General features: G+C 62.3%; 14 protein-coding genes. 10 read left to right on the top strand and 4 right to left on the bottom strand.

All coding sequences use genetic code 11. The features are described 5' to 3' along the window. Positions 1–49 precede the first annotated feature (49 nt). Complete coding sequence (locus FCU66_RS04940; RefSeq protein WP_082525486.1) at positions 50–457, top strand: tellurite resistance TerB family protein; 408 nt, start codon at positions 50–52, stop codon at positions 455–457. 39 nt (positions 458–496) lie between these two features. Here the strand turns inward: FCU66_RS04940 and FCU66_RS04945 are convergent, their stop codons facing one another. After that, a complete protein-coding gene (locus FCU66_RS04945) occupies positions 497–1,345 on the bottom strand; it encodes an ABC transporter substrate-binding protein (protein ID WP_136619637.1) in 849 nt (282 codons plus the stop codon). 259 nt (positions 1,346–1,604) lie between these two features. Between FCU66_RS04945 and FCU66_RS04950 the strand changes: the two genes are divergently transcribed. From FCU66_RS04950 to FCU66_RS04960, 3 genes are all read left to right on the top strand, one after another. Beyond that, entirely contained in the window at positions 1,605–2,336 is a 732-nt protein-coding gene (locus FCU66_RS04950; RefSeq protein ID WP_136619638.1) for a helix-turn-helix transcriptional regulator, read from the top strand. A gap of 96 nt (positions 2,337–2,432) precedes the next feature. Then, positions 2,433–3,071: an acyl-homoserine-lactone synthase gene (locus FCU66_RS04955; RefSeq protein WP_136619639.1), complete on the top strand. Its 639-nt coding sequence runs from the start codon at positions 2,433–2,435 to the stop codon at positions 3,069–3,071. Between the two features lie 14 nt (positions 3,072–3,085). Beyond that, positions 3,086–3,835: an enoyl-CoA hydratase-related protein gene (locus tag FCU66_RS04960; protein WP_136619640.1), complete on the top strand. Its 750-nt coding sequence runs from the start codon at positions 3,086–3,088 to the stop codon at positions 3,833–3,835. 56 nt (positions 3,836–3,891) lie between these two features. On the opposite strand, the gene ppk2 is transcribed toward FCU66_RS04960, so the two are convergent. Next, positions 3,892–4,800 carry a polyphosphate kinase 2 gene (gene ppk2 / locus FCU66_RS04965; RefSeq protein WP_136619641.1) on the bottom strand — a complete coding sequence of 303 codons (909 nt, stop codon included), beginning with the start codon at positions 4,798–4,800 and terminating at the stop codon, positions 3,892–3,894. 223 nt (positions 4,801–5,023) lie between these two features. On the opposite strand from ppk2, the gene FCU66_RS04970 reads away from it, so the two are divergent. The 3 genes from FCU66_RS04970 (at position 5,024) to FCU66_RS04980 (ending at position 8,230) form a co-directional block, all read left to right on the top strand. Further along, a complete protein-coding gene (locus FCU66_RS04970; RefSeq protein WP_168991979.1) occupies positions 5,024–6,289 on the top strand; it encodes an ATP-binding protein in 1,266 nt (421 codons plus the stop codon). A 113-nt stretch (positions 6,290–6,402) separates the two neighbouring features. After that, a complete protein-coding gene (phoU, locus tag FCU66_RS04975) occupies positions 6,403–7,128 on the top strand; it encodes a phosphate signaling complex protein PhoU (RefSeq protein WP_136619643.1) in 726 nt (241 codons plus the stop codon). 91 nt (positions 7,129–7,219) lie between these two features. Continuing rightward, on the top strand, positions 7,220–8,230 hold the full coding sequence (locus FCU66_RS04980) for a magnesium and cobalt transport protein CorA (RefSeq protein ID WP_136619644.1): 1,011 nt from the start codon (positions 7,220–7,222) through the stop codon (positions 8,228–8,230). A 146-nt stretch (positions 8,231–8,376) separates the two neighbouring features. Here FCU66_RS04980 and FCU66_RS04985 read toward each other — a convergent pair whose 3' ends face one another. Further along, complete coding sequence (locus tag FCU66_RS04985; RefSeq protein ID WP_136619645.1) at positions 8,377–8,895, bottom strand: GcrA family cell cycle regulator; 519 nt, start codon at positions 8,893–8,895, stop codon at positions 8,377–8,379. A 357-nt stretch (positions 8,896–9,252) separates the two neighbouring features. Between FCU66_RS04985 and FCU66_RS04990 the strand changes: the two genes are divergently transcribed. From FCU66_RS04990 to FCU66_RS05000, 3 genes are all read left to right on the top strand, one after another. After that, on the top strand, positions 9,253–10,452 hold the full coding sequence (locus tag FCU66_RS04990) for an aspartate aminotransferase family protein (RefSeq protein WP_136619646.1): 1,200 nt from the start codon (positions 9,253–9,255) through the stop codon (positions 10,450–10,452). A gap of 17 nt (positions 10,453–10,469) precedes the next feature. After that, positions 10,470–11,381 (top strand): ornithine carbamoyltransferase, encoded by a 912-nt coding sequence (argF, locus tag FCU66_RS04995; RefSeq protein WP_136619647.1) that lies wholly within the window; start codon positions 10,470–10,472, stop codon positions 11,379–11,381. Positions 11,382–11,500: 119 nt separating this feature from the next. Further along, positions 11,501–12,508 carry an Hsp33 family molecular chaperone gene (locus tag FCU66_RS05000; RefSeq protein WP_168991980.1) on the top strand — a complete coding sequence of 336 codons (1,008 nt, stop codon included), beginning with the start codon at positions 11,501–11,503 and terminating at the stop codon, positions 12,506–12,508. Between the two features lie 151 nt (positions 12,509–12,659). On the opposite strand, the gene apaG is transcribed toward FCU66_RS05000, so the two are convergent. Further along, positions 12,660–13,052 carry a Co2+/Mg2+ efflux protein ApaG gene (gene apaG, locus FCU66_RS05005; protein ID WP_013533640.1) on the bottom strand — a complete coding sequence of 131 codons (393 nt, stop codon included), beginning with the start codon at positions 13,050–13,052 and terminating at the stop codon, positions 12,660–12,662. Between the last annotated feature and the right edge of the window lie 68 nt (positions 13,053–13,120).

Here is a 13,120-nt window from a genome sequence, read left to right on the forward strand (position 1 = left end):
GTGCAGATTTAGCGTTCCTACCTTCGAGGTCCGGTTCAAGGAGAAAAAATTGCCGACACCGCATGAAGCCCTGATCTACCTGATGGTCATCACCTCGGCCTCCGATCGCGACATGACCGATGTCGAACTGGCGCGGATCGGCGAGGTCGTCCGCTCCTGGCCGGTGTTCGAGGACTTCAACCACGACAGACTGGTCGGCGTCGCCCAGGCCTGCCAGAAGCGCCTGCACGAAAAGGACGGGCTGGAAGGCGTGCTGGCTGAAGTCGCCGAGGCCCTGCCCGAGCGCTTGCGCGACACCGCCTATGCCGCCGCCTTCGAGGTGGCCGCCGTCGATCTCGAAATGCGCATGGAAGAAGTGCGGGTGCTGCAGCTGATCCGTCGTCAGCTCGATCTCGACACACTGACGGTCGCGGCAATAGGCCGTGCCGCCAAGGCCCGCCTGCGTACGCTCACCTGAATATCAGCAGCGCCCTAGAAAAAGCTGACCGGAACCGGATCAGAAAAAACTGACCGGGAAATAGCGCAAATAGAATTCGGCGAACGTGCCTTTCATCGAAATCTCCTGCAGCGCGTAGTCGAGCGCGGCGGCCAGCGCCGGATTGTCCGCTTTGGTGGCGATGGCCATGCCGGTGCCCAGATATTCGGGCGCCAGATAGGGACCGCCGGCAAAGCGGCAGCACCCTGCCGCATCCGAGCCGCCCAGCCAGAAGGCCAGGCGCATGCCGTCGCCGAAGGCCGCGTCGACCTTGCCGGCCTTGAGATCGTTGTAAAGGTCTTCCGGTCTGTCGAAAGTGACGACCTGAACCGTGTTGAAGTAGTCGCGCAGCATGCGCTCATGCGCTGAGCCCGATATGACGCCGACACGCTTGCCGTGCAATTTGTCAAAGACGGGTTCGGTCAGCGCCTTGCTCTTCGGCATGATGAAGCGCGCCGGGAACTGCAGATAGGAGCGCGAGAAGGCGTAGGTCGCGCGCGAGTCCGGCGTTGCGGCGATGCCGGCTATGATCGCCTCGCCTTCGTCTTTCTGCAGTGCGCCTTCCAGCTCGCTCCAGGGCAAGGCCTGGATCTGGCACTTTTCGACGATGCCAAGCTCGGCGCAGATGGCGCGCGCCAGATCGATGTGGAAGCCGGACAGCTTTCCCGAGCCGTCGAGGAAATTGAAGGGCGGGAAGTCCGTGGTGGTCAGGAATCTCAGCCGGGGCAGCGCCGAGAGGTCCGGCTTGGGCAGCCGCTCCTTGGCATCCCACAGCACCGGAACCTGAGGTGCCGCCGCGCGCGCACCACCGGCGAACGACAGCAATCCGATCAGCATCGCAAGGGCGAAGGATCTCCACTGGAACGCCAAGATAAAACTCCGCCACACTCGTGCTCGCACCGGTTTTGGTACGAAAATGGCACAGGCACAATGGTTTTTGATTTCAACACGCCGATTTCAGGATATGATTTAGCCGGTTTGCAAATCAGCTTTGGCCGCCTTGGTGAGAGGATCAAGGCCGGAACCACAGAATAAGCATGCGGTTTGCAATCCGTGGTCGGTGGCGAAGTGTAAATCAGGCACGCATCATTGGCCGCAATGCATGAGGCAACATGGGGTTGATGTTGCGATGAGTCAGTTCGATCGCACGCTGGAATTCATAGACCAACTGCAGCACGCCGCAACGGCGGCGGCGGTCTGCGAAAGGCTGCTTGGCATAACGTCGGATTTCGGTCTCACCGCATTGATGGCGGGAACCGTACCGCAGCCAGGCACGCCGGCCGGCCAGCAAAAGCAGCATGTGCTTCTCTGCGATTGGCCTGGCGAGTGGCTGGAGCGCTATGTGGCGCGCAACTATGTCGATCACGACCCCGTCGTCAGCCATATGAAACAGCTGCAGGCGCCCTTCCAGTGGCGCGAGGCGTCGCAGAGCATCCGCATAGACAAGAGCAGCGGCGAGGTGATGGGCGATGCCGGCGCCTTCAAATTGCGTGATGGGCTGGCCTTCCCGTTGATCACGCTCGACGGCCAGATCGTCATGGTGTCGCTGGGCGGCGAGGCCGTGGAATTGTCCGCTGCCGAGTTCGGCCAGGTGTCGTTGGTGTCGACCTACGCGGTTGGCCGCGCCATGCAACTCCACACCATGGCGAGCAAGACCATCGATCATATCGTGCTGACGCCGCGCGAGCGCGAATGCCTGCAATGGGCCGCCGTCGGCAAGTCGGAATGGGAGATTTCGCAAATCCTCGGCATCTCCGAACACACCTCGGAGAAACATCTTCTTAACGCCAAAAGCAAACTCGGTGCCGTCAACCGGGTTCAAGCCGTCGCCGAAGCGATAAGGCGAGGCTACATTAGTTAGGTCGGCCGTGCCGACCTGAAATCCTTGCCTACGCGATCACGCAATTTTCTCATCAAAGCACGGCCGTATCTTCCTCTGAACACAGGAGACGGCGGAATGCTTTTTTCCCTTACAACCCAGGAATTGATGGAACGTCCCGACCTTTGGGAGGCCGTCCATAGGCTGCGCTACAAGATATTCGTCGAGGAGATGGGATGGGATGATCTCAGGCGCCCCGACGGGCTCGAACGCGACCAGTTCGATCATGACGAGGCAGTGCATCAGATCGTCATCAGAGGTGACGAAGTCGCGGGCTATCAAAGGATGTTGCCGACCACGCGGCCACATCTGCTGACTGAGGTTTTGACCGACCTTTCCGAAGGAACGCCGCCATCGGGCCCAAACATCTGGGAGTTGACCCGCTATGCGGTGGCTCCCGGTTTTCGTGATGGCCGTCGTGGCGTCTCGACCGTCGGCACCGAACTGATCGCCGGATTCGTCGAGTGGGGGCTGAAACGCGGCGTCGACAAGGTGATCATCGAGTTCGAGCCGATGTGGGTGCTGCGCGCCTTGCAGCTGCACTTCCTGGCGACCCCGCTGGGCTATCAGCGCACCTATGGCAACCAGCAGGTGGTCGCAACCCTGCTCACCTTCAACGAGCACACGCTCGATGTGGTGCGGTCGCGCCGCAATCATTTTGCTCCCGTGCTGGCCAGGGGATATCCCGACATGCTCGGCCAAAGGCGTGCGTCATGAGGTCGGAGACAGTCATGAGCACATACCCGCGACCCGAACTCCGCAATCACACGCTGGTCGTCACCGTGTCGTCGAATGATGGCCGGCCGGTGCTCGACAGGAGAGCCTATGAAAGCCTGGCAAAGACCTTCCATGAAGCGGCCGACAATGAGGAAGTCCGCGTCGTCGTGTTGCGCGGCCTGGCAGGCTGTTTCTGCCTCGGCGGCGATTTCTCCGAATTCCTCGACGCCACCAAGCACCAGAAGCTGATCGCCGCCGTCACCGATCTGTTTCGCACGCTGGCGACATTTCCCAAGCCCATCCTTGCCTGCGTTGACGGCGATGCCGTCGGCGTCGGCTGCACCATCCTGTTCCATTGCGACATGGTGATCGCGTCCGATGAAAGCACCTTCCGGGTGCCGTTCGTCGATTTCGGCCTGGTGCCGGATGCGGCGACCAGCATCCTGGCGCCACAGAAGCTGGGCTATGCCGGCGCTTTCCGCTTCTTCTGCCTCGGCGACACGCTTCGCGCCGAGGATGCCAAGGCGCTCGGCCTCGTCGCCGAGATCGTGCCGGGCGGCAGCGTAGAGGAAGCGGCGCTCGGCCGGGCGAGACAGCTTGCCAAGAAGCCGGTCGCTGCCCTGCTGCAGACGCGCGGCCTGCTGAAGGGGAACACCCAGGCGCTCTGTGACCGCATCGACCAGGAGATTTCGCTTTTCCAGCAGGCGCTGCAGGACGACACCACGCTGCGGCGATTGCAGCGCATCGCCCGGCTGGCGGCTTAGGAGTCACGAGGAAAAAAGCATCGCCGCGCGGCCCTTGGCCGCGCGGCGCGGAAGCGTCAATCCTGCTTGCCGAGGAATGACGGCCCTTCGCCGATGATCTTCTTGTCCTCCTTGGCGATCACGTCGAGATCGCGCCCGTCATAGGGCAGCGACAACAGGATGCGCCGCATGACCGCCAGCCGGGCGCGTCGCTTGTCATTGGCCCGCACGATGATCCACGGCGCGAACTCCTTGTGGGTGCGCTCGAACATGGTGTCGCGCACCTCAGTGTAATCGTCCCACTTGGTGATGCCGGCAACGTCGATCGGCGAAAACTTCCAGCTCTTCAGCGGGCTGTAGCGGCGGTCGTGAAAGCGCTCGAGCTGCGTTTCCCGGCCGATGTTCAGCCAGAACTTGAAGAAGTGGATGCCCTCGTTGGAGATCATCCGCTCGAAATGCGGCGTCTCGTCGAGAAACTGCTCGTGCTGCTGCGGTGTGCAAAAACCCATCACCGGCTCGACGCCGGCGCGGTTGTACCAGGATCGGTCGAAGGTAACGAATTCGCCCGATGTCGGGAAATGGTCGACATAGCGCTGGTAGTACCATTGCCCTAGCTCGGTCGGGGTCGGCTTGGTCAGCGCCACATTGCGTGCCGTGCGCGGGTTGAGGTACTGGCGCACCACGAAGATCGTGCCGCCCTTGCCGGCAGCGTCGCGGCCCTCGAACAGCGCCATCACCCGTTTGCCGGTCGACTGCAGCCAGGCCTGCGCCTTGACCAGCTCGATCTGCAATTTCTCGAGCGTCTCGTCATACTCGTCGCTTTTCATCTTCTTGTCGTAGGGATAGCCGCCGGCGATCAGCTTGTTGTCCTCGACCCAGTCGGGAAGCACGGGATTTTCGATGTCGAATTCCCGCTCCTTGCCGTCGATCCTGATCTTCAGCGGCCCCGAAGTCGGCGCGGTAGAACTTTCCTTGGCTTTTTTCATCAAGACGAACCCTTTCCAGCTTCCGGACTCATGCTATTGGGAGCCACTACAGCGCCGCGCGTCCGTTTGGACGCGCAAAGAACGCTGTAGCACTTATAATTTGCGCATGATCCTTTCCGAAAATCGATTCCCGATTTTCGGGGTCATGCGGCAAGCGGCCCAGCGGAAGTTTCCGTCACCGTGCGGCCGGGTGCGCAGGCATGGGGTGCGGGCTCGCGAGCGAATGGCTGACCTGGACGCAGAGCAGAAAGACACGGGGCAAACCATAGCCGCTCGGCTGTGGATCAGCCGCTGGCTGCTGATGGCCGGTATCGTTGCGGTCCTCGCTGTTTATGCCTTGGCCGCGATTTCAGCCTATGTCGTCCTCGCGGCGCTGCTCTTGCTACTTGCCGCGGCAACACTGCCGACCACCGGCGCGCGCCCATCCATCGAGAGCGGCGCTGCCATCGAGGCAATCGGCCTGCAACGGCTCTCCGGGGAATATCTGGCCGCCGCCGTCGCCGATCCGCTGATCATCTTTGACCGCACCGCCACCATCGTCCACGCCAATGCCGCCGCTTTCGCCGCCTTCGGCGGGATCGCGCCGGGCATGTCGCTATCGTTGAAGTTCCGGGCGCCGGAAATGCAGGCGCTGCTGGACGGCGTGCTGTCGGGCGACGTTGCCTCCGATGTCGTCGACTACACGGAAAAGCTGCCGGTCGAACGGGCTTACCGGGTGAGCGCGTCCTCGGTCGGTCACGCCACCGATCTCTATGTGCTGGTGTTCAAGGATCAGAGCGAGGCGCGCAGGATCGATCGCATGCGTGCCGATTTCATCGCCAATGCCAGCCACGAATTGCGCACGCCGCTCGCCTCCATCGCCGGCTTCATCGAAACGCTGCGCGGGCCGGCCCGCAACGACCCGGCGGCGCGCGATCAGTTCCTGCAGATCATGCAGAGCCAGACCGGCCGTATGGCGCGCCTGATCGACGATTTGCTGTCGCTGTCGCGGCTTGAGATGAAGCCTTATCTGAAGCCTGGAACCGAGGTCGATCTGCGCGAGACCGTTGACAGCGTCATCGATTCGCTTGGACCGCTGGCCAGGGAAAACAGCGTTGCCATCGAGCGGGACTATGCCGATGGGCCGCTTGACGTGCCGGGCGATCGCGACGAGCTTTTCCAGGTTTTCGAGAACCTCCTGGAAAACGCCTGCAAATACGGGCAGTCGGGCGGGCGCGTGACGGTGTCGATCGCGCACAGCGATGCCGGCTCAGAGCCCGGCATCGACGTGACCATCAGGGATTTTGGTCCAGGCATTCCCGAGGAGCACATTCCGCGCATCACCGAGCGCTTCTACCGCGTCGATGTCGAGACCAGCCGCACCCAGAAGGGCACCGGCCTTGGCTTGTCGATCGTCAAGCATATCCTGACGCGCCACAACGCCAGGCTTTCGATCAAGTCCGAGCTCGGCAAGGGCGCGGCATTCTCGGTTCATTTGCCGACGCACTGATATCGCCCTAGTTTCGAAGGGACTGTTTCTTTTTTCTGTCATCCGGCTAGCGTATCAGCGGGGATTCGAGGAAACGACTCAAAGTCAAAACACCCGTGGGAAGGCATTTTGCCATGCAGTCCGTGCACATCGTCAGCGCCTATGACGAGGAGCTGAAATATCTGTCGAAGCGCATCGCGGCGATGGGCGGCCATGCCGAGCGCATGGTCGAGCAGGCGATCGCCGCTTTGGTCAATGCCGATCCGGGACTGGCTCAGAAGGTCATCCGCGACGATGCCGTGCTGGATGAAGGGCAACGCGAAATCGACGACAAGGCGATCATCATCATTGCCAAGCGTCAGCCGATGGCGACGGATTTGCGCGAGATCGTCGGCACCATTCGCATCTCCGCCGACCTCGAACGGGTTGGCGACCTCGCCAAGAACGTTGCCAAGCGGGTGGTCGCCGTCACCGACGGACGCCAGCCGACCAGTCTGTTCCGTGGCCTCGAGGCCCTGGCCAACCTGGCGCTGACCCAGCTCAAGGAAGTGCTCGACGTCTACGCGTCTCGCTCGGTGGAGAAAATCGGCTTCGTGCGTGACCGCGACGACCAGATCGACGCCATGTACACATCGCTGTTTCGCGAATTGCTGACCTACATGATGGAAGATCCGCGCAACATCACGCCCTGCACGCACCTGCTGTTCTGCGCCAAGAACATCGAGCGTATCGGTGATCACGCCACCAACATCGCCGAGACCATCTACTACATCGTCACCGGCGAGCAGTTGCCGGCCGAGCGGCCCAAGGGCGACAAGACCGACAAGATCGGTCTTTCCGAGACGCTGCCGGTGAAGTGAACGGCCGCCTCTCGAACCGTCACCCGAATTACGCTAAGCTTTCCGGGCTTTGCCTCTATCCTCGTCCGTGGATTTGCTTCGGGAGGTCGTGATGGAAAATGTTCGGAACCTGACCCCGGCGTCTGCGCCGGCTTCCGGCATTATCGCTTGCGGCGTCTACACGGCCGGGCGCCGCATCGCCGACATCCCCATCGAGGAAGCCGGCGAATGGGCAAAAAAATCCGGTCATGTCGTCTGGATTGGCCTGCTCGAGCCCGACCGCAACCTGCTGCTGCGCGTTCAGGCGCAGTTTCACCTGCATGAGCTGGCGATCGAGGATGCCGAGCACCCGCACCAGCGGCCGAAGATCGAGCAATATGGCGACGCCTTGTTCATCGTCGCCCGCACCGCGCAGCTGATCGACGGCCGGGTCACCTTCGGCGAGACCCATTTGTTCGTCGGCTCAGGCTATATCGTCAGCGTCAGGCACGGTCCCTCGACGTCCTATGCCGCCGTTCGTCAACACTGGGAAAGCTGCCCGCATTCGCTGGCCAAGGGCGAGGATTTCGTCCTCTACGCCATTCTCGATTTCATCGTCGACAATTACATGCCGGTGCTCGAGCAGATCGAGGACGAAGTCGAGGTGATCGAGGACAGGGTTCTGCTGAAGCCGATGACCGGTCCCGACATCGAGCGGCTCTATATGCTGCGCCGCGATCTCCTGCGCCTGCGCAATGCAGCGCTGCCGCTGGTCGAAGTCTGCCGACGGCTGACCAGCGCCGATCTGCCGCAGATCCATACAGCCATGCACCCGCTGTTTCGCGACGTCACCGATCACATCCGCACCGTCCAGGAAAAGATCGACAGCCTGCGCGAGGTGCTGGCGTTCGCCTTCGAGGCCAGCCTGCTGGTCGGCCAGAGCCAGGAAACGGCGAACACCAAGAAGCTCGCCTCCTGGGCCGCCATCCTGGCGGTGCCGACAGCGCTCGCCGGCATCTACGGCATGAATTTCAGCGACATGCCGGAACTGAAGATGGAATACGGCTACCCGATGGTGCTGGCCACGATCGCGCTGATCTGCGCGTTCCTCTACTGGCGGTTTCGCAAGAATGGGTGGCTGTGAGCGAATAGCGAATAGGGAGTAGCGAATAGCGAACACAAAAACGGCTTGCTTCCTGTCACAGAAGCCAAGCCGTTTCTATTCGCTATTCGCTATTCGCTATTCGCTATTCGCTATTCGCTATTCGCTATTCGCTATTCGCTATTCGCTCAGCGACTCCGCCGCCGCTCCGATGCCGGCTGGAACGCCACGCGGGCGTGATACTTGCAGTAGGGTCCGGTTTCGGCGGCCTCGTTGCCACAGAAATGGAAGTCCTCCGAAAGCGGATCGCCGTTCGGCCATTTGCAGGTCCGCTCGGTCAGCTCGACGAGCTGCAGGTGCCGCGAGATCGGCAGCACGACATTTTCGACCGGGCGGATGTAGTGGCGTGCCACCGGTTCGGCGTCGAACTGCGTCTGCAAGGCCGTCGCGCCGATCGATGTCGTGACATGGCGCGTGGCCGTTGCGGCGCGCGATACCGATTTCTGAACGGTCGATCCTTGCGCCGCCTTCTTCTGGCGTGCCGGCGTGGCCGTCGAACGTCCGCGGCCCGACAGTTTCAGCCGGTGCACCTTGCCGATGACCGCGTTGCGGCTGACCCCTCCAAGCTGTGCAGCAATCTGGCTTGCGCTCAGACCCTCCGACCACAGTTTCCTGAGAAGTTCTACCCGCTCGTCAGTCCAGTTCATGAGACCGCGCTCCTCTAAGCGTGCGGCAATCGGAATCCTTTCCCGGCCCGGCAATATTTGCCGGGGCAGACACCACATATATCTGGTGATTAGGTCCGCCGCACGAAATCTAGTTATTTCTCGACTACAACTACTCTATGCGCTGACTCGGTGACAAGAGTCCCAAGGGCAACACGAATCGGTTTTTTCGGTTTTCCCCAACTTGCCCGGTCGCTCATGAGCCGGCATCGCGTCAGGGGGCTTGCCGCGCGGCACTACGCGACGTTTTCGTTGACTTCATGGCCGAAAAACACGATAAGCCGCACAGGCCGCCGCTTTGGCGGCTTTTTTGATTTTCCGGTACCGGAGACGCATATAATGAGCGGTTCGGCGCTTTACGAGACCTTTGCTCGCGCACCCCTGGCCTTCGACCACGGGGAAGGCACCTGGCTGATTACCGACAAAGGCGAGCGATATCTCGATTTTGCCGGCGGCATCGCCGTAAACTCGCTCGGCCACAGCCATCCGCATCTGGTCGCCGCACTCACCGAGCAGGCCGCCAAGCTCTGGCATGTTTCCAATCTCTATGAGATTCCGGGGCAGAGCCGGCTCGGCGAGCGGCTGGTCGACGCCACTTTCGCCGACAAGGTGTTCTTCACCAATTCCGGCGCCGAGGCGCTGGAATGCGCAATCAAGACGGCGCGCCGCTACCAGTTCGTCAACGGACACCCCGAGCGCTTCCGCGTCATCACCTTCGAAGGCGCCTTCCATGGCCGCACGCTGGCGACCATCGCGGCCGGCGGCCAGTACAAATATCTCGAAGGCTTCGGCCCCAAGGTCGAAGGTTTCGATCAGGTCGGTTTCGACGACATCGACGCCGCCGAAAAGGCGATCACGCCGGAGACGGCCGCCATCCTGATCGAGCCGGTGCAGGGCGAGGGCGGTATCCGTCCGGTGCCGACGCAATCGCTGAAGCGGCTCAGGCAATTGTGCGAGCAGCACGGCCTGCTGTTGATCTTCGACGAGGTCCAGTGCGGCATCGGCCGCACCGGCAAGCTGTTCGCGCATGAATGGTCAGGGGTTACGCCAGACATCATGGCGATCGCCAAGGGCATTGGCGGCGGCTTCCCGATGGGCGCCTGCCTTGCCACGGATGAAGCGGCCGTCGGCATGACCGCTGGCGTGCATGGCACCACGTTCGGCGGCAACCCGCTGGCCATGGCTGTCGGCAACGCCGTGCTCGATGTCGTGCTGGAAGACGGCTTCCTCGAAGATGTCCAGCGCAAGGCGCTGCTGCTGAAGCAGGGGCTTGCGTCGGTCGCCGACGAGTTTCCCGAAATCATCGAGGACATCAGGGGCGCGGGGCTGATGCTCGGCCTCAAATGCGCCATGCCCAACACCAAGGTGAACATGGCATTGCGCGACCAGCACCTGCTGGCGGTGCCGGCCGGCGACAACGTCATTCGCCTGTTGCCGCCGCTCACCGTCACCGATGCCGAGATCCACGACGCGCTCAACCGCATCCGCGCCGGCGCCAAGGGCCTGGCGGAGGCGATCGCCTCCGCCGCCGCGAAGTAATCCCGGAACCATTCCTAATGTCAGTTCGCCATTTCACCGATCTTTCCGCCGTCTCCGAAGGCGATCTGCGCTTCATGCTGGACGATGCGGTGGTGCGAAAGGCCCGCCTCAAGGCCGGCGAGCGGACCAAGCCGCTCGAGGGCAAGGTGCTGGCGATGATCTTCGACAAGCCGTCGACGCGCACGCGCGTGTCCTTCGACGTCGGCATGCGCCAGCTTGGCGGCGAAACCATCATGCTGACCGGCACCGAGATGCAGCTCGGCCGTTCCGAGACCATCGCCGACACCGCCAAGGTGCTGTCGCGTTATGTCGATGCGATCATGATCCGCACCACCTCGCACGAGCGGCTGCTGGAACTGACCGAGAACGCCACCGTGCCGGTGATCAACGGGCTGACCGATGACACCCATCCCTGCCAGCTGATGGCCGATATCATGACCTTCGAGGAGCATCGCGGTCCGGTCGCAGGCAAAACCATCGCCTGGACCGGCGACGGCAACAATGTGCTGCATTCGCTGCTCGAGGCCTCGGCCCGGTTCCGCTTCAACCTCAACGTCGCCGTGCCCGAGGGCAGTGAGCCGGCGCAGAAGCATATCGACTGGTCGCAGGCACATGGCGGCAAGCTGCACTTCACCCGCTCGCCCGAGGAAGCCGTCGATCAGGCCGACTGCATCGTCACCGATTGCTGGGTGTCGATGGGCCAGGAGCATCGCGCCCGTGGCCACAACGTGTTCTCGCCTTATCAGGTCAATGCCAAGCTGATGGCGAAGGCCAAGCCGGACGCGCTGTTCATGCACTGCCTGCCGGCGCATCGCGGTGAGGAAGTGACCGACGAGGTCATCGACGGACCGCATTCGGTGGTCTTCGACGAGGCCGAGAATCGGCTCCATGCCCAGAAGGCCGTGCTCGCCTGGTGTCTTGGCGCATGAAGTGTCTGGGAGCTTGATCTGCGGGGGTGTGATGCCTATTTGCGCCGCATCACGCAAATCAAGCGCGTTTCGAGGCATGCTCCCGAGAGGGCGGCTTGGCCGCGCCCTGGAGCTTTGTCATGTTGGAAACCTATCAAGTGACTGAACATCACCCCAAACTCGGCGAATTCGGCTACGCCGGCGACGATCATGTCGTGCCGTTCGAGGTCGGCCCGCTCGATGTACGTGGCCGCACCGTCCAGCTCGGACCGATGCTCGACGCCATCCTCAGCCGCCACGATTATCCCGAGCCGGTCGCCCGCCTGCTGGCGGAGGCCTGTGTGCTGACGGTGCTGCTCGGCACCTCGCTCAAGTTCGAGGGCAAATTCATCCTGCAGACCCGCACCGACGGGCCTGTCGACATGCTGGTCGCGGATTTTTCCACGCCCTTGGCATTGCGCGCCTATGCGCGTTTCGATGCCGACCGGCTGGAGGCGCTGGTCGCGGCAGGCGAAACGTCGCAGCAGACCCTGCTCGGCAGCGGCGTGCTGGCGCTGACCATTGACCAGGGCGCTCATACGCAGCGCTATCAGGGTATCGTCCAACTCGATGGCGAGACGCTGGAAGATGCGGCACGCACCTATTTCCGTCAGTCGGAGCAGATTCCGACCGATCTCAGGCTGTCGGTGGCCAAGCTGCTGACGCCCGGCCCCGGCGGCGCCCGCGAGCAGTGGCGCGCCGGTGGCATCCTGGCGCAGTTCCTGCCGCAGTCACCCGAACGCATGCGCGTGCCGGACCTGCCGGGTGGCGATGGCGATCCGCGCGAGGAGATCCACGATCCGGCCGACAATTCCTGGCAGGAGTTGCTGGCGCTGCTCGGCACCATCGAGCCGACCGAATTGATCGACCCGACGATCGGCGCCGAGCGGCTGCTCTACAGGCTGTTCCACGAGCATGGCGTGCGCGTCTTTGGCGGCGTTCCGGTTGCCGACCAGTGCTCGTGCTCCCGGGACAAGATCCGCGGTATCCTAGAGGGTTTTTCCGCCCAGGAGATCAAGGACAGCACCGAGGACGGCGGCATCCACGTCGCCTGCGAATTCTGCTCGAAGCAATATGACTTCGACCCGGCGGAATTTGCGGCTCAGTAGTAGGGTTTTTCCTTCTCCCCGTTTACGGGGAGAAGGTGCCCGAAGGGCGGATGAGGGGCAGCCACCGTTGTGCAAAGATAATCTCACGAGTTCGGCGCCGCCCCTCATTGCCCTGCCGGGCATTTCTCCCCGTAGAACGGGGAGAAAGAGGCTAATTCACCGTCCGCCTCGTTCCCGGCAGATCCAGTGAAAACGCCGGGATGGCGATGTCGAACGTCTCGCCCCGCTTGTTGCGCATCGTGTAGTGCCCGACCATGATGCCGGATGGTGTCGAGAGCGGGCAACCGGACGTGTACTGGTAGCTGTCGCCGGGATTGAGTTCAGGCTGGTCGCCGACCACGCCGGGGCCGCGCACCTCCTCGACCCGGCCGGTGCCGTCGGTGATGTGCCAATAGCGCGACAAAAGCTGAACGAAATCGTCCGATTGATTGTCGATCGTTATCTGATAGCCCCAAACATAGCGGTTCTCTGAGGGATCCGAGCGGTCCTCCAGATAGAACGGCCTGACCTGCACTTCGATGTTGCGCGTGACGGCGCTGTACATAAGCGGCTCCAAAACAATCCGGTAACTTTCGGCGCTCCACGCGGGCTGGTCAACGGTGCGCGTCCTGT

The sequence above is a fragment of the Mesorhizobium norvegicum genome (assembly GCF_004919685.1).
GTDB classification, from domain to species: Bacteria; Pseudomonadota; Alphaproteobacteria; order Rhizobiales; family Rhizobiaceae; genus Mesorhizobium; species Mesorhizobium norvegicum.

Excerpts from the sequence above, each read along its gene's own strand:
- FCU66_RS04950 (WP_136619638.1), top strand. The coding sequence starts at position 1,605 with ATGAGTCAGTTCGATCGCACGCTGGAATTCATAGACCAACTGCAGCAC.
- FCU66_RS04955 (WP_136619639.1), top strand. The coding sequence starts at position 2,433 with ATGCTTTTTTCCCTTACAACCCAGGAATTGATGGAACGTCCCGACCTT.
- FCU66_RS04960 (WP_136619640.1), top strand. The coding sequence starts at position 3,086 with ATGAGCACATACCCGCGACCCGAACTCCGCAATCACACGCTGGTCGTC.
- ppk2 (WP_136619641.1), bottom strand. The coding sequence starts at position 4,800 with ATGAAAAAAGCCAAGGAAAGTTCTACCGCGCCGACTTCGGGGCCGCTG.
- FCU66_RS04970 (WP_168991979.1), top strand. The coding sequence starts at position 5,024 with ATGGCTGACCTGGACGCAGAGCAGAAAGACACGGGGCAAACCATAGCC.
- phoU (WP_136619643.1), top strand. The coding sequence starts at position 6,403 with ATGCAGTCCGTGCACATCGTCAGCGCCTATGACGAGGAGCTGAAATAT.
- FCU66_RS04980 (WP_136619644.1), top strand. The coding sequence starts at position 7,220 with ATGGAAAATGTTCGGAACCTGACCCCGGCGTCTGCGCCGGCTTCCGGC.
- FCU66_RS04985 (WP_136619645.1), bottom strand. The coding sequence starts at position 8,895 with ATGAACTGGACTGACGAGCGGGTAGAACTTCTCAGGAAACTGTGGTCG.
- FCU66_RS04990 (WP_136619646.1), top strand. The coding sequence starts at position 9,253 with ATGAGCGGTTCGGCGCTTTACGAGACCTTTGCTCGCGCACCCCTGGCC.
- argF (WP_136619647.1), top strand. The coding sequence starts at position 10,470 with ATGTCAGTTCGCCATTTCACCGATCTTTCCGCCGTCTCCGAAGGCGAT.
- FCU66_RS05000 (WP_168991980.1), top strand. The coding sequence starts at position 11,501 with ATGTTGGAAACCTATCAAGTGACTGAACATCACCCCAAACTCGGCGAA.
- apaG (WP_013533640.1), bottom strand. The coding sequence starts at position 13,052 with ATGTACAGCGCCGTCACGCGCAACATCGAAGTGCAGGTCAGGCCGTTC.